The sequence below is a fragment of the Burkholderia sp. JPY481 genome (assembly GCF_038900515.1).
In the GTDB taxonomy this organism is placed as follows: Bacteria; Pseudomonadota; Gammaproteobacteria; order Burkholderiales; family Burkholderiaceae; genus Paraburkholderia; species Paraburkholderia youngii.
In genome coordinates, this window is sequence record NZ_JAYMRT010000023.1 from 42120 (window position 1) to 64235 (window position 22116).

Consider the following 22116-nt stretch of genomic DNA (forward strand, 5'->3'; position numbering starts at 1 on the left):
ATTCGGCGTGTTTCTCGTGCAACTTTTTTCGCATCCATGTTCCCTGACTCGTGACGGTAGGATATTAACCGCAGGGGTATGCGTGGTATAAGCTGATAATCTTTATGTCTGCATGAGGGAAATTGATGATTCGCGATCTCGACAGCACGCTGCTGCGTACGTTCGTGACGGTTGTAGAAGCCGGCAGCGTGAGCAATGCTGCGATGGCTCTCCATCGGACACAGGCTGCTGTCAGCATGGCCCTTCGGCGGCTCGAAGATGAGGTTGGCCACCGCTTGCTCGAACGTTCACCGCGCGGCGTAAAGCCGACCACCGCGGGCAGCGTGCTACTGCCATATGCGCACAAGCTCCTCGACATTGGCCTCGCGGCTCGCTCCGCCCTGACTGAGGGCGACGTTTCTGGCACGGTGAGGGTCGGCATTCCGGAAGACATCGCAATGAGCCACCTTCGCCATGCATTGCGGCAGTTCTCGGCTCTCTATCCGGACGTAGCGCTGGAGATTGTTGTCGATGCGAGCCCGGCGTTATCGCAGCGGCTCGCAAGCAACACACTAGATTTCGCGATCGGCGACCCTGCGCTGATTCACTCGGAGCCGATAGTGACATGGCGGCATCCGCTTCGCTGGGCGGCCGCACGTACCCGGAACACGGACCTTGGCGAGGGCCCGCTTCCGATTGTTGCATTCGGCGGCGCATGCCGGTGGCAGGAGATTTTTTTCGCGACGTTGCTCGACGCCGGCATCGCGTGGCGTGTTGCGTGTACGAGCACAAGTCTGTCGGCGGTGCAGTCGGCCGTTGAGGCAGGACTCGGTATTGCAGTGCTGCTCGACTGGCACGTGCGCCGCGACACCATGCACGCGATCGATCCGCAAGCTGTCGGGTTGCCGATGCCGCCAGTGGCGGAATTCGGTCTGTTCACTCAAGAGAACTGGAACGACCGAACATCCGCAGCTACCGCACTTCAACGGTTCCTCTTTCGCTCGCTGCAGCTGAGCTCGGCAGAGCACGGAATGTTCACGGCAGAGCAGCCGGCGATGCCAACGCGTGGTCAGGTTTAGGTGACGTCGCGCAGTGGTCGCGTCGAAGAGATGATGTTTCGGCGCGTCAAAACGGTTGCTGCCGGGTATTTTCGATGAGCAGCCCCGACGCTGACGCGGGCAGGCAGCGTTGCTTTGGGAATTCACGAGCCCACTGAGTGGCGTTTGACTTATGTCATCGAGAAACATCGGGCCTCGATGCGGAATGACATAGGTGTCGACCGGTTGCAGGCGTGTAACGTTGCATTGGATCGCGCGCTAAAAAAGAAACGACGAACAACTGGGCGGATGCACTCGAGCAAGCTGCTGAACAGCTCTCACAGCATTTTGGAAGGACTCGCGCGGAGTTGCGTCTGCGTGGTGCAATGCAACCTGAACTGCCATTTGAGGCCTATGGCACTTACGATTTGAATTTCATATAACGAAACCGCTTCTGCCTTCCTTCAACGCTTGCAGCGTTCGACCGAGACTAGGAACCTCGACTGACGGTGCGGGTTGCCGTTGACCCGAATTTGTCGTGAAACCTACGTCTTTTTTGGTTAGTATGCTAGCCGCGAACGGAGGGGCCCCGTTGCCTCTGTTTGCAGCTTTCCGACGCCATTGCTGCGATTTTGTCATTTTTGTCGAGTTTGGCGATGCCTGAGCACAGCGGCATCCCGAATTCGGCTGCCAACAACGCGACTATGGCTCTGCCGTTGTGCCGAGCCGTCTCCGTCACTGCGTTGACGAGTTGTCGCTGGAGCCCGAATCTATGTCGCATTCTCTTATCAACGAGAGCCCTCCCGATTTCGATGTAGTGGCCGAAGTGCTAAAAGCGCTGGCCTCATCCCGTAATGCGGAGCACGCGTTGAAGAGGTCGCTGTGGTTTCTGTCGCGTGCGAGAGGCTGGCGGTCCGCGTTCATCGCCGTCGAGCAGCCGGATGGAAAGCTTGGCGGCCTGTGTAGCACGGGACTGTCAGACGGCTGGCGAGAAGGTATGCGTTTTCCCTCCGGTGAAGGGATCGTAGGGCAGATACAGGAAAGCGAGTCCGCCGTGGTTGTGTCTGAGTTGGATGGTGACCCAATGTTCGACGACCGCACGGGGGCTGTTCGTGTTTCCAATGCCGAGCGTGTCGCTCTACTTGGGACACCGATCCGGCACGAAGGACGGCCGCTCGGGGTGCTCGTAGCACTTTGTGAGAATCCGGACGGGAAGCGTGTTTTCGCAGACGATCTCCAACTTTTGGAAGTTGTTGCTGCGCCAATGGGCAGGGCACTTCTCCTTGAGCGTGAGGCGAATCCGAACCGCAAAAGCGTGCAGGAGGAGATTAGTCGCCGACGGAACGCGGCCCCTCCTATATATCAAGTCGATTGGGCAATCGGCCGATCTGCGTCGATGCAGCACGTATTCGCGCAGGTCCATCAGGTCGCACCTGCGAGAACGACGGTGCTCTTGCGCGGCGAGAGCGGCACCGGCAAGGAGTTGATCGCGCGTGCAATCTATCGTTTGTCCCCGCGCAAGGACCAGCCATTCGTCTCGGTGAATTGTGCGGCGCTGACGGAAACACTGCTGGAAAGCGAGCTGTTTGGCCACGAGAAGGGGGCGTTCACGGGCGCGCAAACTCAGCGAAAGGGGCGCTTCGAATTGGCGCACGGCGGAACACTTTTCCTCGACGAGATAGGTGATATATCGCCGTCGTTCCAAGCGAAACTCCTGCGCGTTCTGCAGGAGCGGGAGTTCGAGCGGGTAGGAGGGACAACGCCCGTGAGAGTTGACGTGAGGCTCATCGTAGCAACTAATCGCAGTCTGGAACAAATGGTGAGAGAGGGCGAATTCCGAGCGGATCTTTACTACCGCATTAACGTGGTGAGCATCGTGTTGCCGCCGCTGCGCGAGCGCCGGGAAGACATCCCCGAGATGGCGCAATACTTCCTTAACCGCTTTAATCGTGAGAACGGTCGCGCTCTGCATTTCAACGAGGAAGCGTTGCGCGTGCTGTCGAGTTGTTACTGGCCCGGAAATGTGCGCGAGCTCGAAAACTGCATTGAGCGGACTGCGACAATGGCGCATCATGACACGATTGGTCGTTCTTCGTTTCTCTGCGAGATCGACCGGTGCCTCACGAAGGTGTTGCATCATGTGGAGCGAGAAGACGCAGTACGTCCGGCACGCTCGTCGGACGTTACAGTCAGTAACGTGCTGAACGTTCCCGCGAAATTCGGCGCCCCGGAGCGCGATGCCCGCGGTCTCGGCATGCGCTCTGGTGAGTACATCCCTGAGGACGAGCGTGAGCGGTTGCTCTGGGCCATGGAGCGCTGCGGTTGGGTGCAGGCAAAGGCGGCACGCCTGCTCGGCATTACGGCGCGGCAGATCGGCTATGCACTGCGCAAGCACGGAATCAAACTACGCCGCTTCTAAGAAAGCGAAGCTTGAGGTCACGCCCTGGACGGCTCCGATATTTCGTCTGCTCGGTATGCAAAGCGAAGCGCGCGTGGAACACAGCACGCGCATGGTCTGAAAGAAGGCCGATAAGTATGTTGTGTCGCAATCCGTTCAACTCCGACAAAGCACTGGTTTAAGTTGACGCTGTTACTACAGTGCCCGATCTCCCACGCTGCGGATGCCTGCAGGTTCGAGCCGTGGTATGGAACTTGCGATTAGTTGTGGACCTCATATTGTCAGGATTCTCCAATGTGGTTCAAGGCTAGGACTGCAGATATTTTCGACGAACCCGGTTGCGCGAAGAATAGGGCGAAAAGTGAGACGGAGCGCAGACAAGGCTGCGCCAAGCAACTTCCGCCAGGAGCGACTGCTGGCGGTTGTGCATTCGATGGAGCTCGGATTGCACTTCAGCCCGTGGTTGACGTAGCGCACCTTGTGCACGGGCCGATTGCGTGCGAGGGCAACTCGTGGGATAACCGTCCCGCGGCATCCTCCGGGTCGATGCTCTATCGGACTGCGTTCACGACTGATCTAAGTGAGATCGATGTAATTTATGGCGGCGAGAGACGGCTGTTCAGAAGTATTCGCGAGATTATCCAAAAATATGATCCCCCTGCCGTGTTTGTCTATCAGACGTGCGTCACCGCGCTGATCGGTGACAATATAGAGGCAGTGTGTAAGCAAGCGTCAAAGAAATTCGGCAAACCTGTGATACCGGTCAACGCGCCCGGTTTCGCCGGGTCGAAAAACTTCGGCAATAAACTCGGTGGGGAGGCGATTTTCGATCATGTAATCGGCTCGCGTGAGCCCGCTCACACAACGCCGTTCGACATCAATATCATCGGCGAATACAACCTCTCGGGGGAGTTGTGGCAGACGAAGCCGCTCTTCGACGCGCTTGGTATCCGTATCTTGGCTTGCATCTCTGGTGATGCTCGCTACAGTGACATCGCGAGCGCTCACCGCGCGAAGGTAAATATGGTGGTGTGCTCAAAGTCGATGATTAACATTGCCACAAAGATGCAGCGGAAATACGACATTCCCTATTTTGAGGGCTCTTTCTACGGAATCGGCGATGTGAGCGATGCGTTGCGCCAAGTCGCCAAGCTGCTGGTGCAAAGGGGTGCGCCCGACGATCTGATCAAACGCGCCGATCGCTTGATTGAAGCAGAAGAGGAGCGCGCGTGGGCGCGCATTGCGCCATACCGGGCGCGCCTCGATGGGAAGCGCGTGCTGTTGATTACAGGCGGTGTGAAATCCTGGTCGCTTGTTGCGGCGTTGCAAGAGGTGGGGCTCGAGATCGTTGGCACCAGTGTGAAGAAAAGCACCGAGAAAGACAAGGAAAGGATCAAGGAGATCATGGGCGATGACGCGCGCATAGTCGACAATATGACGGCAAGCGAAATGTACGGCATGCTCCGCGAGTCGCAGGCCGACATCATGCTGTCCGGCGGGCGCTCGCAGTTTGTCGCGCTAAAGGCGCGGGTGCCTTGGCTTGATGTCAATCAAGAACGCCATCATCCATATGCCGGGTATGAGGGAATCGTCGAGCTGGTGCACGAGATTGACCGCGCAATCAGCAACCCGGTCTGGCAGCAGGTGCGCATTCCAGCTCCGTGGGACGACAAAGGCGAAGGGCTCTGTGGCGAGCGAATGGAGTTCACGGAGCGCATGACAGAACAGTCGCCGCGTGCAAGCGCGCGGGATTGCCCGAAGGGCCTTCGACCCAGCGTCGCGGCCTGAACATAGCGGAGTGCAGACACAATGGCAAACGTCGTCGAACTAGGGAAAGCCTGTACGGTCAACCCGCTAAAAATGAGCCAGCCGCTTGGCGCGAGTTATGCCGCCATGGGACTCGATGCGTGCATGCCGGTGATGCACGGTTCGCAGGGCTGCACGTCGTTCGGCCTCGTCCTGTTGGTGCGCCATTTCAAGGAGGCCATCCCGTTGCAGACCACTGCAATGAATGAGGTCACTACCATTCTGGGCGGATTTGAAAACGTCGAAACGGCGCTACTAAACATCTGCAAGCGCGCGGCGCCGAAAATCATCGTGCTTTGCTCGACAGGGCTGACTGAGGCCAACGGGGAAGATGTCGCCGGTCATCTCGCGATGGTGCGCAAACGCAAGCCAGAGTTGAGCAATACCGAACTCGTGTACGTATCGACGCCAGACTACATTGGCGCATTCGAGGACGGCTACAGGCGCGCCATCGTTGCAATCGTGAAGGCGCTTGTCAAGCCGCTGCCAACCGTGCAGCGACAGGTCAACGTGCTGCCCGGCAGTCATCTGTCACCCAGCGATATCGACGAGTTGCGAGAGATCATTGAGGCATTCGGGTTAGTTCCGATCATATTGCCAGACGTCTCCGGTTCGCTCGATGGCCACATTGCTCCCGACTGGCGCGGGACCACGCTGGGCGGGACTTCTCTCGACCAGATACGCGCCGCAGGTGCGTCGACATTCACCTTCGGCGTGGGCGAGCAAACGCGCGACGGTGCGCAGGCACTGGAGACGATCGCAGGCATCCCATTCGAAATTTTTGAGCGGCTCACAGGGCTCGAACCGAACGACCGGCTCTTGCATCGCCTTGCGCGATTGTCAGACCGGGAGGTCCCGATCAAATACCAGAGGCAGCGCAGCCAACTGCTGGATGCAATGCTCGACAGCCATTTTTACATAGGTGGCATCAAGGTGGCCTTGGGCGCAGAACCGGATTTGCTGCTTGCAATCGGTTCGCTGTTGCACGAAATCGGCGCCGAGTTGCCAGTCTGCGTCAGCACGACTACATCGGCGTCGCATGCGCTACTGCCGACGAGCGAGGTCGTGCTCGGTGACCTTGAGGACATGGAACGAGGCGCGGGGGATTGCGACCTGCTTATTACGCATTCGCACGGCCGGCAGATGGCCGCGCGTCTCGGCAAGCCTCTGTTGCGCATAGGCTTCCCCGTATTCGACCGGGTCGGCAATGCCCATCGATGCCAGGTCGGCTATCGCGGAACGATGAACCTCGTCTTCGAACTCGCGAATCTATTAATCGATCGAGTTACGCACCACCGCTCGGCCGACTGGGCTCTGCCGCAGTCGTCGCTCGACCTCGCTGCGCCAGTCGCTAACGCGGAGTAAGGAATTCCGGTCGTCGCGACCATTGCATGCAAATCATGAGGGAACCATTGCATGAAAATCGCATTTGCCACGCAGGACAAACTGCATGTCGACGCGCACTTTGGCTGGGCGAAAAGCATTGTTATCTTCGATGTGACGGCGGAGGGGTACGCGTTCGTGGAAGCCTTCGATTTTGGCGGCAAGTTAGAGGAGGACGGCGACGAAGATAAGCTTGCACCGAAGCTGGACGCGATCCGCGGTTGCGCGATCCTGTACGTTGCCGCAATCGGTGGTTCAGGAGCGGCGCGCGTCGTAGCGCTGAAGGTGCATCCAGTCAAGGTGCCACAGCTGGAGCCAATTGAGGACATCCTTATCAAGCTTAGGGATGTCCTGAAAGGTACGCCACCGCCGTGGTTGCGCAAGGCGCTAACCAGAAATGTGCGCTCATTCGACTTGGCCGAGGATGACGAGGTATCTCATGGCTAAAGCCACTGTTGACAAGACCGCCACTTTGCGGACAGCGACAACTGAGGCGCGTCCTTTTACCACGGGAGGGGGCATGAGTGACCCGAATGAACTGAAGGTGCGCCTGAAGACACTCAATACACGGGCCATTCAGGCCAAGATGGATCTCCACGACCTTTCGGAGGATCTTCCGACTAGGTGGGAAGAGATATTGACGGTTGCGCAGCTCTGCCACGAGGCTCACGCCGCGCTGATGGACGCGCGCAAGGCCGCGGCAGCGGCTCTCGACGAAGCGCTTGGGAGCCGGAGATGAGCGAGATTTTTTGCGTAAAGCTACCTAGCGGGGAGATGTGGACGCCTACCTTTGTCTCCGCCCTTGATGATGAGAAGTGTATCGGCTGCGGACGATGCTTCCGGTCGTGTTCTCGTGGGGTCCTGCAGCTCGTCGGTGTAGACGAGGGGGGCGAGCTTACCCCGGTAGGCGAGGATGACGACGACGAGTACGAAAAGAAGGTTATGACTATTGCGCGCCGGGAGTTGTGTATCGGTTGTACGGCATGCGCGAGGATATGCCCAAAAAAGTGCTACACGCACGCGGTGGCCATGGTCTGAGCCACAAAGGACGGTGATGGACTTCTACACGACGTTGATGCGTCACGCTGTGGACAGCAACGATTCCACGGTTCTTGCCCTCGCTGGGGTACTCTCGGCGGCGTTCGGCCAAGCCGGCGTGCACACACTGCCCATCCGCGGGTTGAATCTGGATGAAACCCACTGGCTGCTCGCGCATTGGTTTCCCGGCGTCGACAGCGCCCTTTTCTTGCAACTGGCCGCCTCGCCTGCGGCGTGGCGCCAGCGATCGTGCGACGACGAGGTCGGAGACCTCGCAAACCTGTTGAAGGCACATGCTGATCCGCTCGCAGGCACAACGATTGAAATCCATTGCGTTTCGCATGCGCTCGCCTGCGCCTGTGCGGGGCACAAACACCTGTGGCAGGAGCTGCGCCTTCGCTCGCGTAGCGAATTGCCGGTGCTGTTGGGCTATTGGTTTCCGCGGCTGGCGCAAAAAAACGTTCACGGTATGAAGTGGAAGAAATTCCTCTACAAGCAACTGTGCGAGCGTGAGGCGTTGCTTGTCTGCAAGTCTTCAAACTGCGCGGAGTGTGGCGACTTCGCGGATTGCTTCGGACCAGATTGATGGTCTGGTTACCGACGATACGTGGCCATGCGGGGCCTTGGCATATTCGCCGTGACGGTGAGCTACAAATGCTCAGGAGATACTTTAACGATTGCCAGCTGATTGCGTTCAGCGCGGATCAAGGTGTTAAGCGTGGATGTCATCATGTCTTCCTATGCGTCATCGCCTCCGGGTTTCTCGTCGCACACGACTGTACCGAGGCTGCAAACAACCTAGAATCCTTGGTGCATCTCGCACCCGAGGATTTCCTGCTCGGCTCCCCGGCGCACGCGGTGACCCGTACTTGGCTCGGTGGCATCGCTGCGCTGGCGCATTGCTACTCGTATAGCCTTGCGATTGTGGGATGCCCTTGCCGCTTGTAGCGCTGACCATTGCGCGGACTGGGGCGGATAAACAAGTAATTGCGAGGCATAGTCTGACGATTAGACCGTGGCTAGAGTTAGACGTGACGGTGTTGTTCCGATTTGCAGTCCGTCTGAGCGGTTCGCAAAGTACCTGTGGTTCAACTGGTCTATAGTCCAAGTGTGGGAACTGCTGAAGCCCAGTGTAACCAGCATTTGAGCCAACTCAGCCGGATCGAACGCGCTTTTCCACGGCTCGCCGCCCTCGGCGAATTGCGCCATCAACTGTTCGACGAAGACACGCATCATCGGCGGCAAGCTGGACACTGGCAATGCGTATTCCAGCAGCACGGCGCTGCCTCTGGCGCAGCGCGCGATGAACCGCAAAGTATCAACGACCGCAGCCTCGTCGAGGTACATGGTTACTCCGAGCCAGCTGAAGAAGGCCGGTGCGAGTGGATCGAATCCGGCACGCGTCAAGCCCTCGGCAAGGCTGATGCGCTCGAAGTCGACCGGTACGAACCGCAACGATTGCGGCAAGCGGATGCCCGCCTCATTCAGGTGCGCTCGTTTCCATTCCTGCGTGGCCGGCAGGTCAACCTCGAAGATGCTCCCGGGCGTGTCGTGCTGCCGGTAGGCGGTGGTGTCGAGTCCTGCCCCAAGCACGACGTATTGTCGCACCCCCCGCTCGGCGGCCTCGGTCCAAATGTCGTCCGCTAGCCTACTGCGTACGACCAGCGCGCTGCGCCTACACATCGACATCGGGTGGCGGAACCGATCGAGGCCATTGCGTAGGTCCTGTGCCTCGGCTTTGCCTAGCACGGCCAATGCGAGCGGATCATCAAGCACCAGCGGGCGATCCAGTAGTTGGTGCGCCGCCCGTTGCCTAGCCACGATCAAGGCGCTAGGCTTGGGCCCGGCGTCGGTTGGTGTCACATCGTGCCCAACGATGTGTGCCTTATGCAGATAGGCCAACAATGCCTCGTCGAGCCCCACCCCAAGTTGCAGGTCCGGCTCTTGGTTCAAGGCTTCTCGAACATGCACTTCCAAGACCACGTCATCGCCACAGAAGCTTTCACGGAAAAGCTGTTGCCAGCGCTCGACGAGAGCCTGTACCGGCGCAGCGTCGGCCGCGACGCCGGCCTGCATGTGTGCCCGCAACTCAAGCGCCAACGTTGGCCATTCGCGCCTGTTCTTTTCGTTAAGCTGGCGGCGTCGAACTTCGTCCATTTGCGCCGGGTTCAAGTGTTTGGCGAGAAGTGTGCAGCGCGCGTGCGCAAACGATTCGTCTATCCAAACCAGCATCTCCGCCGTAATGCCGACAATCTGCTGTGCGCGTGGCTCCGCGGTTTGAATCTTCATCAACTTGTAAGCGAGCGCCGGGTCGTTGTTCGTCATGCGGGTCATGAGCCGAACCCAGCGCCATGCCAACTCTTGGGCAACACTGCTTTCACTAGACAGACCTTCCCGCATGGCGCTATGAACCTCAACGATGAGCTCGTCCCATATTGGATCCATCGGCGCAAGTGCGTCCGGGCCCGTTGCAAACAGCGTGTCGAGTTCGTCTTCGTTCAAGTGCTTTTGATACATACTCATCAACTCCAAGGTGTTGAGCCAATCAATCGCGGGCGTTTCGCTGCCGGCGGCAAGCATCTTGGCGAGGCGTCTCAGGTGGCGACTGAGCCGCTGCGCCCGCGAAGCCTGCGCGTCCAGTTCGGCGATCTGCCGATGAAGAATATTTATCGGGGCACTGGCCGGTTGGTCGTCAAGGCTGGCTTTGATATCGGGAAGCGAATAACCGAACCGTTTCAGTGCCTCGATACGATGCAGCCGGATCAGGTCGCCACGCCCGTACAGGCGTGCTCCCCCCTCAGTGCGTTGCGACGGAGACAGCAAGCCGATCGCGTCGTAGTGATGTAAAGCACGAACGCTCAGCCCCGCTCTTTTTGCCAGTTCACCGATCTTTAACTGCATTGCGTCTCCGGTACGTACGTCAACGCTAAAGCCTGACGTAGCGTTAGGTGCAAGGTGAATTGATGTGCCGGTGCTGCTCCGCATTTTCAAGCTAAATGAATATCAGGTGTCGCGCCGATCGGCATCTGGCCTGATCTTGAAAGCATTGTCAATAGCTTGCCTGTGCTACCAAGGAAACGCCAAGCGCTGCGATGTTGTGATGTCTGGAAGGGCGATACAACGCAGCCCCGATTGAATTCTGAATCACTTTGGATGCGATAGAACTCTCTGGCTGGTTTGCGCGCCGCGCAAATCAAACAGTCAAGTGGTGGTCCGCGCGGTCGCCAAAAATCTAGCTACTGCTACTTGTTGATAGTCGCTGCTCCGATTCTTTGCGCAGCTGCAACCCGGCCTCGCCGTCATAGATTAGATCTGATCCCGGCTATTCCACCCGGGCGGCTTTGTTGCACTCCAGGCCTCCATGGCTCGTCAGTGGTACGCTCACGGCGCACAAGCGTCTCATCCGTCCGGCAATGTCATCGAGCATGCGCGGTTGAACGATTGTCAGCCGTTGTCCCAACGAATTGCCGCAGGAATGTGGTGCTCTGGCACGGTTTGCGTGGCCCCATCTGTATCGGATTCCGATATCGGCTCGCACGCGAAGGTTATGCCTCATTGAAAGCGGTCGATAAGAACTTGCGGCTAGTAGTATAAGAAATGTTGAATGCCAACTTGTTCTATAGTCTGCTAGCCTTCGGTACTATAGCTAAAACGTGGCAGCGTTCGAGCGCGTTCAGCGTTGAGGTGGGCGGCGGCACCATGACATTAGTTTCGTTATCGTGGCAGCAGTGCTATGAACCGCGGGTTCGATGGCCATCTGCTATCCTGATAAGGAGTTTCTATGCCTAAAATCAAGAGGGGCATGTTTGGATGGGGCTGGCCGCAGTGCTAGCCGGAAGAGCGCCGCTGGTCGCCTGCTGAGTACGCGGCCACCTGTCAGTCTCGCGAAATCCTTCTGGGATTTACCGCTGCGCAACGTTTGACGGAGGGTCAGTGGGCGTTGCTTTTAACCGGTGACGAGCATGATTGTTGCTGTACTGATCACGGCACAGGTACGAAACGGCCTAAGCAGCAAAACTCGTTGATCTGAGGTGCATGCTCGTCCAGGTGACTTCGCGTTTGACAGCCTTTCGGAGAATGGCCGTCGGTCGGACGCGGGCTATATGTATCGTCGGCCTAACTTCTAAAGATTGCGGTGCGGCGAACTCGTTTATGAGGTGCCGTCGCCCGTCGTCCTCCGCTTCAAGCGTCCCGCTGGCACTCATGAAGCACTAGAAATTCCGTTGCTTTTTTGACGACTGGAAAGCGTTAAGTCGCGCAGAGCAAGCTTTTTGAACTGGCCTCTCACTTTCCCGGCTCTTGTGTAATCGCTGTGCGCGAAATGGCGGGGCAGTGACATCTCATTTTGGCCGTCATTGTTGGTTGATTGTCAAATGGGCCCTTTCGAAACCTTGGAGAACATCGTGGCAATACTTGTAAACATTACCAGCGGTACTCCCGACGCCGTGCAAATTTGGGGATTCCATGATCTGTGTTGCGTGGACGACGTCGCGGCCGCTCTCAACACGATCGCTGCGGGGCTGAGCGGTGATGGTAATACGATTCATGTGATGTCAGGTACTCATGGATACTGCAGCGGACGGGTTGGTGCAGTAGCGACGCGGGAACAGAGGTTCGCGGAAGAAGATCGAGTTCTCGCTCACCCAATGACGAAGGACAACAACGCCGTTGCCGTGGTTGTCCACGACTTCAATACCGACAAGCTGCCGGCCCCCGACTACGTGTCTGCGGCGATGGCGAAGCTCAACGCGGATATCCGCTCAATCGTCAGGACCGACACCGGAAACCATGTATTCCTCCTCGCCTACTGCTGTAGTGCTGGTACGGAGTAGATTCGCAAACCGGGACAAGAGAACAGGTGGGCTTGACCCCCCGAGCATGTGCCTATGGCGCAGCGCGAGCCGGTTAGACACGCTTGTCCGTTCTGCAACCTTTGCAAGGTCCCGCATGCGCCATCGGGCTTGCCGCTGACCCGCGAGGCCACGCTGCTGCGTCGCTTCGGCGGTGAACTGCGTTGCAAACCATACAGAAATTGCTCATATACGTACCGAAGAAACGGGGCGCTCAAACTACGAGCGAAGCGGCTGGTGGCAATGCTCGCACGTATTAGAATGCAGAAATGCAGCCATTTAATCAGTGTGCGCCTTTATTTTTAGTTGATATGCTGTTCACGATGCATAAAAGACAGATTCATAAACTTCTCGACCTTGCTCACGAAGAAGCCTACGCTTTCGTTGAGGAGAATCCAGCACGAGCTTTCAAAGAATCGGAAGAGCTCTTTGATGAAATGTTCTTTCATCCGCTTTCGCGTCACATTGGTGAAATGACAATCGCAGAAGTATCCACCCGTATTCGCGAAGGAGAATGAGAACGAAACCTAATCTATCAGTTGGGCTCTGAGCAGTCAGAGAGTCACTGTGACATTGCTGAATTGACCGAGTACGATCGCGTGCTTAGGATGCGAGATCGCCGTGACCCACGGTCTTCGCTTCCCAGCGGCGGTCATCAGTTGCGCGATGTCCTATGCTTCAGGTTTCGGTTCAGTCTGTGTGATATCAAAGCGCTGCTGTTCAAGTAAGAGTAGCGTTAGTTGCGGACCGCTCCGACTTACGGACCTGATGGCTGGAAAATGACAAAGGACAAACACCATGACGAAAAACTCCGATGCCGCAACGAGGGGAAGCCGTCCGTAGTGGTGTGGAGGCCCTTGCGATGAGGCTGACGCGAACGGGGCGTTATCCCGTTGACGATGGTCGTCAACCTGACAGCTAGGGATGAGTGACATGGCCTTAACAAAAACCGCATTGCGAAGAGCACGGTGTGAAGCGTATCAGCTTGTACCGATTGCCCGGCAGGTTCTGTCCGAATGTCGCGATGCAACCAGTCCGACTGGTTGGCTCGATTGAATCGAGCGTGGACGATCGTGTAACCCGTTCGAATGTTTCCGCCTCGCCGACAAATGTCATGCGTGGGTTGGGGTGGTCGGATCTGCGTAATAAACCGACGCCCGCACGACGGTTGGCGTCTTGACTCCCTCCGCCACTTCGGCAGGTTGCATGGCGCGCAGGCATCCAGTCGGGCTTGCCGTCCTGACGGTGTCCACGCGTCTGCATCCCGCTTTGCCTCAATTGCGCGCGCATCGCTTTATCCCGGGCATGACGGCCCGAGCGTCAACGACGACATAATCTGTAGCTGTCGGGTCGAGCGGTTTGCACTACCCACGCGTGGCCACCCGAGCGCGTCTACTTTGCGCCCACTTCGGGGGTGGCCGCGATGGTGCGGTCGATGGAGTAAGGGTACCGGGCGGTGTAGACTGGCCGAATGCGAATGGTTGACTTGCCTCCTTGTCAGTAAGCGGCGGTGCCACATCGTCTCCATTGCATCCGGCCAACTGGATTGCTACTGATACGAGCAGAACAGCCGCCCCCAACATCGCACGAAAGGATGCTCAACTCCGCTGGCGGCCCGTCGTACTCATGCTTTTCGAACTAGAATTGCATTAGCTGTTCGGGGATTGCGACGTCGTCAGCGGCGAGGTCCGGAACTCGCTCGCAACCTTCGGCACGGATTGATGTGCACCCCTGCATGAAGGTAGACGCGACATTGACGATACCGGGATTGCCTTCCGCACCGAACACGCACGAAGTCATGGTCTGCTTGTTGTTGAGAAGGTGCTATGCACCGTGCCGGAAGGATTGAGCATTACAAAGCTGACCACGCATTTCGATTGGGCATGCGGAAAAGCTCCAATGAATCGTGGGAGTTCCCCTTCTAGTGACGAATTGCTGTCTGTCAATTCGTCAGTTTGCGATTGCCGTGTTCTGACTGCGCGAGTAAGGCTTCGACGACCTCGAAACCGATGCAATCAATCGGGTCCAGCCAGCGTAGTTTGGCAATCAGCTTCAGTGCAAGGGCCCGTTCGCCACGCCGTACGCTGATGAACGCAAGCGCCTTCAGCGTAAAGAGCCAAAAGCGCGGCGGCCCGGGAATGGAGAAGTCCGCGTCGCCCGGCTGCACCGCGCACCAATCACCGCTGATCGACGCTTCCCAGGCAGCGACCGCCAAAGCCCTCGTTGCAACTCTATGCGCCTCGCCAAGTTCTCCCCGGTTTGCATGGAACTTATATAGCAGATAGTAGGGTGGCAGGCAGCGCGGATAGGACAGGATGGCAGTCCACAACGCGGCGGCCACATCGTCATCGCTGCCGCGGCGGGTTCTCTCGATCAGCTGTAGTACGCCGGCCGGGACTTCACCGCCGAATAGATCCGTCGACTCGATACCAGTAATGAGATTCATCAAAGTTTCTCCGGATGTGATAAGGCGCTCAGCCGCGGAGCGATACTGAGCTTGTTCGTTTAGCCGAATTTGAACTGTATGCCATATCCCCCGCGCGGATAGGCCCATTCAACATTGTGGTGGTCGGTGCACAAAATGCGGCAACTACCGCATTCGAGGCAGCCGTCGGTGACCAACGTGACTGAGCCGTCGTTCTCGTTCCGATAGCAGGAGGCGGGACACACGAATGTACAGCTCTTTTCTGTGCAATCGTTTGTGCAAATGTCCACGTCTTTTATGCGGACGTGCGGCCGCCCGACGTCCACTCGGTAGCGATTTTGAAACAGCTTTTCGTCGATGTTGGCAGTGATCGTATTATTCATCGGAAAGCCCTCCAGAATTTGTATGCGTCGCCGATCAGCCCTGCCACTGAGCGACTTTTACGGAAGCTGGCTATGACCTCGCGCTTCTTGGTCTTCTTGTCGATGCCATCGACCGTCATCATAGTGCGGGCCGCTTTCGCGACGAGATCAGGGTATGTGGTAAAGAACTGGGGATTATGGTGTAAGACCTTCGGCATATCGCGGTACTTGTGCAAGTCCTTCATCACGAAACTCTTGTCTAGCGCGGCCTTATACGCTGACAGCGTGCTGGCACGGTAGCCGTGGCGGCCGGCCGCTTTGGCGGCTATTGCTGTCTCGGCGGCGAGGCGCCCCGTCGTCATTGCGAGATTCGAGCCTTCTCGGTGCGCGGCGTTGACGAAGCCGCCCGAGTCACCGACGATCATCCAGCCGTTACCGTATACTTGCGGGATCGCATTAAACCCTCCTTCGGGAATGAGATGCGCGCAGTACTCCTTCATCTCGCCACCCGCGATAAGGGGAGCGATGGACGGGTGACGCTTCATTTTCTCGAGAAGCAGATACGGGGTTGTGCGATTAGAGTTTTTCTTGAAGTCGCTCAGCATACAGCCGACGCCGATCGTCAGCGACTCCTTGTTCGTGTAAAGAAACCCAGTTCCTGCCATGCCATCTGTGATTCGTCCAACCATCTCTATTACAACGCCTTCTTGATCGGCAACGTTAAACCTCTCGCGAATTGTCTCCTCGGGCATGAAGAGGATCTCTTTCACAGCTAGTGCGACGTTGCGCGCTTCGATCTCACCATGAAAGCCCGCTTTGCGGGCCAAAGTTGAGTTGACGCCGTCAGCGAGAATCACGACATCCGCATAAACTTCGCCGTGTTCGCGGTCGCACTGGACGCCGACAACTTGGTCTCCGTCAAGAATCAGGTCATTCACCGTAGTCTCGCAGATCAGTAAGGCACCGGCCTCACGGACCTTCGACGAAAACCACTTGTCGAATTGCGCCCGTATGATCGTGTAGCGGTTATACGGTGGGTTGTTATAGTCGTCGCTACGCGTGTGTGTGCCCACAAACGAAGTATCGTCGAGCATCCACATGCGCTGTTCAATGATGTGGCGCTCAAGTGGCGCGTCGTCACGGAAGTCTGGGATGATTTCTTCAAGTGCATTGGCGTAAAGAATCGCACCTTGAACGTTCTTGCTACCGGGATATTCGCCGCGTTCGATTTGAAGTACTTTGAGTCCACCTTTAGCCATAACATAGGCCGCAGCGTTGCCCGACGGTCCGGCACCCACGACGATCGCGTCGAATTGCGACGATTCTCTCATCTAACTCTCCTGGTGTCTCGCATTTGCCGAAGTGCCAAGTGTTCCTTGCAGGCGTGCGTTAGCGCGGGCAGGAACTGCAGTGCGTCCCCGACGATGCCGTAATGCGCGCAATCGAAAATAGGTGCGTTGGGATCGGTGTTGATTGCGACAATCACGTCCGAGCTTTCCATGCCGACGCGATGCTGGATTGCCCCCGAGATGCCGGCTGCGATATAAAGTTTTGGCCGCACGGTTTTGCCAGTTTGCCCGACTTGTCGATCCGCCTCGACCCAACCTGCCTGCACGCACGGGCGCGTAGCGCCGACTTCACCACGGAGTACGCGCGCCAGATCAAACGCGAGTCCAAAATTCTCCGGAGTTTTGAGACCCTTGCCGCCGCTGACGATCACATCCGCATACGGAAGGTTGATCTGAGAACTCGTCGTATCGGCGACAAAGTCGAGCAATTTGGTGGCAATGTCGGCTTCGACGAGCCCCAGTGTTTCCTGCACGACCTCGCCGACGCGGCCTTCTTGCGCTGAGGGCATCGCCATGACCCGTGGGCGTACCGTCGCCATCTGCGGGCGATATGCAAGCGTCATGATCGTGCAGAGCAATGAGCCGCCAAACGTCGGACGGGTGGCCGCCAGTGACCGGGAGGTCGGATCGATGTTCAGTTCGGTGCAGTCGGCGGTGAGCCCAGTGAGCAGGGTTGTCGCAACGGAGCCGGCGAGATCCCGGCCCATCGAGGTCGCGCCGAGCAGTAGAATTTCAGGGTGGTATTTGTTGACCAGATCGGTCAGCCCCTTCGTGAATGGCTCATTGCGATAGCCACGCAACACTGGGTCGTGAATGACATAGGCTTTGTCTGCTCCAAGGCTGAACGCCTCAGTTGAAAACTTTTCGAGGGGCTCATCCGTGCCGCCGAGCACCGCCACGCAGACGTTGCTGCCAAGTTTGTCTGCAAGCTTGCGCGCCTCGCCGAGCAGTTCCCAAGACACGCTATGCACGTGGCCGCGGTCGTGCTCAAGGAAGACCCAGACACCGGTGTAGTTTTTCAGATGTTCGGGTAGCTCCAGGTTGCGGCCTCCGGCATTCAAGGCCGGCTGCTTTTTCGCGGCAACGGTCGAGTTCATAAGGTCCTCTTCATTAGCACGTCTGCCTCCAAAGTCGGATGGCGAGCGAACATCCTATGCACCAGATCCAACGAGACGCCGCGCAGGCTCGCCATATCCACTGTGAGCATCTCGGCTTTTTGCTCGCGCGGTGTTGGGCCGAACACTTTGCTCACTACGGTATGTGAGCCTTTCAGCCCAATTTTGCTAACGTCCTCGATGCCGGCCTGCTCGCGATTCCATTTCCGTACCGGAAAAGCTGCCGCGTGGATCATTCTGGGCAGCGACGCGAAGCGAAGTTCGTTGGTGTTCTCAAGCATCGTCACCAAGCATGGCAATCGAGTTTTGAGTACGTGTACGCCGCCTTCTGCGCGACGCTCGACGACGATCGAGCGTGCGGTGAGGTCGATTTCCAGGATCCTGGACACGTAGGTGAGCAACTGGAAGCCCATGCGTGTAGCGATGCCGGGGCCGACCTGAGCAGTGTCGCCGTCGATAGTCTGCTTGCCAGTAAAGATCATATCGACCGGCTGTTCCTTGGCGATTTGTCGGATCGCGGTAGCCAGCGCATATGACGTTGCCAGCGTGTCGGCGCCAGCGAAAGCGCGATCGGTGACGAGTACAGCCTCGTCGGCCCCATAGCTGACGCATTTGCGAAGTGCGTCTTCAGCCTGCGGCGGCCCCATGCAGAGTGTGGTTACAGTACCGTCAAAGAGGTCCTTTAGCCTCAACGCTTCCTCCAGCGAGAACAGATCGTACGGGTTTACGATGGCTGGGACGCCTTGACGCATGATGGTGTTGGTGACAGGGTGAACGCGGATCTGTGCCGAGTCCGGTACCTGCTTGATGCAAACGACAATATGCATTGGCTACTCCGGGGTCAGGCGTCGCCGCGTGCTGGCAGCGACGCGCGCAGCTGGTCGAGTGAGACGACCCGCCGTCCGTCCGCTTCCTGAAAGACTCTGAAAACCTTTTGCTCTGCGGGCGTGGACAAGACGAAGTCGTTGTAGGCCTTATTCAGTAAACATCGATAGATAGAGAACACAGCCGCCGCGTTATTACGCGGTAGCGCCTTCTGTTGCTCGATGTACTGAAAAAAACGCTTGAGAATGTGCAGGCGGCTGACGTTCACTACCTTCTCATCGTATGAAATGTCAAAGAATCGCAGGAAGTCTTCCGCGGACGACAGGCGATGCAGTTGTTCGATAACTTCTTGCACGTAGTTTCTCCTATTGGACCAATGCGCACCCGATGACGGCCTCAAGACACCTTAACTCGGGTGCCACGTGCTTGCGTCAGGAAGCGATGCAGATCGGCTGTCCCCGGCGCCTGTTTGTACTGTGTGGCAAATGACCGGATACGTGCAAGCAACTGGGGCACAAGCCGCTCAGACACTTTGACGCCAAGAGCGTCGTAGGCGTCACGCACACTTTGGGATCCAGAATGTTTGCCGAGTATCGTCGACCGGTGCCGGCCTAGTTCTGCGGGATCGAATCCCTCGTAGGTCGTGGGGTGCTTCGAAAGGCCGTCGGTATGAATGCCTGACTCGTGCGTAAAGACGTCCCTACCAACAATGCTCTTGTTGGAGGAAATAGCGCGGCCAGACGCCCGTTCGACCAGCGATGAGATGTCGCATAACGCAGTTGCGTCAATGCCGGTGTCTCGTCGGAGCAGATGTCGCGTGCCCATGACGACTTCCTCAAGCGCTGCATTGCCGGCCCGCTCACCCAAGCCGTTGACGGTAGTGCTGGCGTGGGTCGCCCCTGCCGAGAGAGCCGCTAGCGTGTTGGCGGTGGCGAGTCCGAGGTCGTCGTGCGAATGGATTTCGATTTCCAGGTCCACGGCGGCGCGAATTGCTGCGATAGCGTGGAATGTCTTGAAAGGATCCAATATGCCTACGGTGTCCGCAAATCGAACGCGCTGAGCCCCATGCTGCTCTGCGCATCGCGCAACTTCTAAGATGAACGAGGGGTCCGCACGCGAGGCGTCTTCCATACCGAGGGAGATCTTGGGGTGGCTTTTCGCAGCCTTACCAATGACGCGTGCGATGCGCGCTAGCACCCAACTACGCGGCTGTCGTAGCTTGTGTTGCAAGTGAATATCCGATACCGGGACCGAAAGATGAATCATGTCGGCATCGCAGCGTAATGCCGCGCTGAGGTCCTCGTCGGTGAGTCGCCCCCAAACCATCAGACGAGCGTCGAGGTTCATGTCGACAATCGCATCAATGCACGCCATTTCCTCTTCGCCCATGGCTGGAATGCCGATATCGAGTTCGGAGACGCCAGCTTGCGACAGCGCGGCGGCAATCGCGCACTTTTCCTCTGTGCGAAATGCGACGCCAGCGGTTTGCTCGCCGTCGCGGAGTGTCGTGTCATTGATGATTGGGTTGCTCATGTCGGATCGCTTCAGTTGTTGGCCATGGGTCGCAAACGTTGTGCCAGGTGATGGTCTACACGTCAAAACAACGCTTTGCGGTACCCTGTCGGCGCCACACGAACGGCCGAAGCTTGCCCTTCAGGCGGAGGATCGCGGATGCCCCACGCGCGCAATCCGGCAGTGCCGGGTGATTTGAGAGCGTATAGTGGCCTACCAAAAGCAATTTGTGCTCACGACGAGTGCGTTATTTTTGTCGTGACAGCGACAGAATACGGCTTGGTTGTCGGCTTTTGGTCAAGACGCGTAGGAAGAACATTGAGTTGGTTGGCCAACTCACGTACCGATACCAATGGAGTTCGAGCGAGTGGCATGGATTTCGCTGATAAAGCCGGCGAACCACTGGAGGCTTTGGAGAGAACATCCATGCAAGATTGCGCGAATGCCAGCACGCTGTCCTCGACTGCGCCTGTCGGCATCCAAAAGACACTAACCCTGAGGGTGACCGGACATGCGCTTGTTCAGATCGACGGCTGCGACACCCACGGCCGCGCAGACAAGTCGGGCTGCAGTTCGTCGGACGTGCCTGAGCGCGAGCCGGCAGAAGTATGGGAAAGGATAAGCAAGCATCCTTGTTTTTCGGAAGAAGCGCATCGCCATTACGCGCGAATGCATGTGGCGGTGGCGCCCGCCTGCAACATCCAATGCAACTACTGCAATCGTAAATATGACTGTTCCAATGAGTCGCGACCCGGCGTCGTGTCGGAGAAGCTGACGCCGGAGCAGGCCGTGAATAAGGTTATGGCCGTCGCGGCCAAGATTCCGCAGTTGACGGTGTTGGGCGTTGCGGGTCCCGGTGACTCGCTCGCCAATCCGAAGAGGACTTTTGACACTTTCCGTATGCTCCGCGAGCGCGCTCCGGACATCAAACTATGTCTGTCAACGAACGGACTAGCGTTGCCGGACTTTGTCGATGAGATTTGCAGCAACGCTGTTGAGCATGTGACGATCACCATCAATATGGTGGACCCCAACGTCGGTGAATTGATCTATCCGTGGATTTTTTGGGACCACCGGCGCGTCAGGGGCAAGGAGGCCTCGCAGATCCTTCATGAGCGGCAAATGCAAGGGCTCGAAATGCTCACGGCGCGCGGCGTGTTGACGAAGATCAACTCGGTGTTGATTCCGGGCATAAATGACGAACACCTGATCGAGGTGAACAGCGAAGTGAAGAAGCGCGGTGCTTTCCTGCACAATATCATGCCGCTCATCTCGGACGCTGAGCATGGCACGTATTTCGGACTGCACGGACAGCGTGGCCCTACTGCTAGCGAGTTAATGGTCGTGCAGGACCGTTGCAAGGGAGGCGCTACGTTAATGCGCCATTGCCGTCAGTGCCGTGCGGACGCAGTAGGTCTACTGAGTGAGGACCGCCGCGACGAGTTCAAGCTCGACGGGATCGACGACATGGAAACTAGGTCCGACGCTAATTACCGTCGGGAACATCAGCGCCGAGTGGAAGTGCAACGCAATGCGCAGCGCGACGCGAAACAGACTGCAATGGCTTTGGTGAAGGCGAGCGAAGTGCCGGCCGACCTGAAGGTGCTGATCGCTGTCGCGACGAAGGGAGACGGCCGCGTGAACGCACATTTTGGGCATGTCTCCGAGTTCCAGATTTTCGAGGTCAGCGCTGGCGGAGCGATCTTTGTGGGACACCGCCGCGTGGAGTCGTATTGTCGGGGCGGCCATGATGATGAAGATCGCCTGCCACCGCTCATACACGCGATCAGCGATTGCCACGCTGTACTGGTTGCGAAGGTCGGTTTGTGTCCGCGCAAGGAGCTGTCGCAGGCGGGCATTGAGCCGGTGGACCAGTACGCGTACGAAACAATCGAAAAAGCCGCGCTGATATGGTTCATCGAATATTGCAGCCGCATCACGAAAGGCGTGACCGTGCACGTGGAGCGTGGCGCCCCCGGGATCCGGCAGAAGACGTCGATCACTGCGACGGCTGCTGCTGATTGAGCGGCAGACGGA

General features: G+C 57.7%; 19 protein-coding genes. 11 read left to right on the forward strand and 8 right to left on the reverse strand.

Going from position 1 to position 22116, the window contains the following annotated elements; translation table 11 throughout:
* The first annotated feature begins 125 nt into the window (after nt 1-125).
* The 8 genes from VSR82_RS33710 (at nt 126) to VSR82_RS33745 (ending at nt 8227) form a co-directional block, all read left to right on the forward strand.
* Nucleotides 126-1058 carry a LysR family transcriptional regulator gene (locus VSR82_RS33710; RefSeq protein WP_429464033.1) on the forward strand — a complete coding sequence of 311 codons (933 nt, stop codon included), beginning with the start codon at nt 126-128 and terminating at the stop codon, nt 1056-1058.
* Between the two features lie 730 nt (nt 1059-1788).
* Nucleotides 1789-3435 carry a nif-specific transcriptional activator NifA gene (gene nifA, locus VSR82_RS33715; RefSeq protein WP_498858468.1) on the forward strand — a complete coding sequence of 549 codons (1647 nt, stop codon included), beginning with the start codon at nt 1789-1791 and terminating at the stop codon, nt 3433-3435.
* 273 nt (nt 3436-3708) lie between these two features.
* Nucleotides 3709-5202, forward strand: a complete 1494-nt coding sequence (gene nifE, locus VSR82_RS33720; protein WP_429464031.1) for a nitrogenase iron-molybdenum cofactor biosynthesis protein NifE — start codon at nt 3709-3711, stop codon at nt 5200-5202.
* Nucleotides 5203-5223: 21 nt separating this feature from the next.
* Complete coding sequence (gene nifN / locus VSR82_RS33725) at nt 5224-6585, forward strand: nitrogenase iron-molybdenum cofactor biosynthesis protein NifN (RefSeq protein WP_410851688.1); 1362 nt, start codon at nt 5224-5226, stop codon at nt 6583-6585.
* A 51-nt stretch (nt 6586-6636) separates the two neighbouring features.
* Complete coding sequence (gene nifX, locus VSR82_RS33730) at nt 6637-7050, forward strand: nitrogen fixation protein NifX (protein WP_018435005.1); 414 nt, start codon at nt 6637-6639, stop codon at nt 7048-7050.
* Nucleotides 7051-7123: 73 nt separating this feature from the next.
* Nucleotides 7124-7342, forward strand: a complete 219-nt coding sequence (locus VSR82_RS33735) for a CCE_0567 family metalloprotein (RefSeq protein WP_410851689.1) — start codon at nt 7124-7126, stop codon at nt 7340-7342.
* Nucleotides 7339-7641 carry a ferredoxin III, nif-specific gene (fdxB, locus tag VSR82_RS33740; RefSeq protein WP_018435007.1) on the forward strand — a complete coding sequence of 101 codons (303 nt, stop codon included), beginning with the start codon at nt 7339-7341 and terminating at the stop codon, nt 7639-7641. Before VSR82_RS33735 ends, fdxB begins: the two co-directional genes overlap by 4 nt.
* 16 nt (nt 7642-7657) lie before the next feature.
* Nucleotides 7658-8227: a nitrogen fixation protein NifQ gene (locus VSR82_RS33745; protein WP_018435008.1), complete on the forward strand. Its 570-nt coding sequence runs from the start codon at nt 7658-7660 to the stop codon at nt 8225-8227.
* A gap of 422 nt (nt 8228-8649) precedes the next feature.
* Here VSR82_RS33745 and VSR82_RS33750 read toward each other — a convergent pair whose 3' ends face one another.
* On the reverse strand, nt 8650-10542 hold the full coding sequence (locus tag VSR82_RS33750) for an SAM-dependent methyltransferase (RefSeq protein ID WP_429464028.1): 1893 nt from the start codon (nt 10540-10542) through the stop codon (nt 8650-8652).
* Nucleotides 10543-12044: 1502 nt separating this feature from the next.
* On the opposite strand from VSR82_RS33750, the gene VSR82_RS33755 reads away from it, so the two are divergent.
* Entirely contained in the window at nt 12045-12473 is a 429-nt protein-coding gene (locus VSR82_RS33755; RefSeq protein ID WP_410851690.1) for a hypothetical protein, read from the forward strand.
* Nucleotides 12474-12760: 287 nt separating this feature from the next.
* Nucleotides 12761-13009, forward strand: a complete 249-nt coding sequence (locus VSR82_RS33760) for a hypothetical protein (protein ID WP_410851691.1) — start codon at nt 12761-12763, stop codon at nt 13007-13009.
* Between the two features lie 1424 nt (nt 13010-14433).
* Here the strand turns inward: VSR82_RS33760 and VSR82_RS33765 are convergent.
* Genes VSR82_RS33765 through nifV form a run of 7 tightly spaced genes read right to left on the reverse strand, consistent with a single transcriptional unit; the run spans nt 14434 to nt 20100 of the window.
* A complete protein-coding gene (locus VSR82_RS33765; RefSeq protein ID WP_026228606.1) occupies nt 14434-14937 on the reverse strand; it encodes a hypothetical protein in 504 nt (167 codons plus the stop codon).
* Nucleotides 14938-14996: 59 nt separating this feature from the next.
* On the reverse strand, nt 14997-15299 hold the full coding sequence (locus VSR82_RS33770; protein ID WP_018435014.1) for a ferredoxin family protein: 303 nt from the start codon (nt 15297-15299) through the stop codon (nt 14997-14999).
* Nucleotides 15296-16609, reverse strand: coding sequence for an FAD-dependent monooxygenase (locus tag VSR82_RS33775; RefSeq protein ID WP_410851692.1), 1314 nt, complete (start codon nt 16607-16609; stop codon nt 15296-15298). Before VSR82_RS33775 ends, VSR82_RS33770 begins: the two co-directional genes overlap by 4 nt.
* Nucleotides 16606-17724 carry an electron transfer flavoprotein subunit alpha/FixB family protein gene (locus VSR82_RS33780; RefSeq protein ID WP_410851693.1) on the reverse strand — a complete coding sequence of 373 codons (1119 nt, stop codon included), beginning with the start codon at nt 17722-17724 and terminating at the stop codon, nt 16606-16608. Before VSR82_RS33780 ends, VSR82_RS33775 begins: the two co-directional genes overlap by 4 nt.
* Entirely contained in the window at nt 17721-18569 is an 849-nt protein-coding gene (locus VSR82_RS33785) for an electron transfer flavoprotein subunit beta/FixA family protein (protein ID WP_410851694.1), read from the reverse strand. Before VSR82_RS33785 ends, VSR82_RS33780 begins: the two co-directional genes overlap by 4 nt.
* Nucleotides 18570-18583: 14 nt before the next feature.
* Nucleotides 18584-18922, reverse strand: a complete 339-nt coding sequence (gene nifW, locus VSR82_RS33790) for a nitrogenase stabilizing/protective protein NifW (protein WP_410851695.1) — start codon at nt 18920-18922, stop codon at nt 18584-18586.
* A 41-nt stretch (nt 18923-18963) separates the two neighbouring features.
* A complete protein-coding gene (nifV, locus tag VSR82_RS33795) occupies nt 18964-20100 on the reverse strand; it encodes a homocitrate synthase (protein ID WP_410851696.1) in 1137 nt (378 codons plus the stop codon).
* Between the two features lie 405 nt (nt 20101-20505).
* Between nifV and nifB the strand changes: the two genes are divergently transcribed.
* Entirely contained in the window at nt 20506-22104 is a 1599-nt protein-coding gene (gene nifB, locus VSR82_RS33800) for a nitrogenase cofactor biosynthesis protein NifB (protein ID WP_498858475.1), read from the forward strand.
* The last annotated feature ends 12 nt before the right edge of the window (nt 22105-22116 follow it).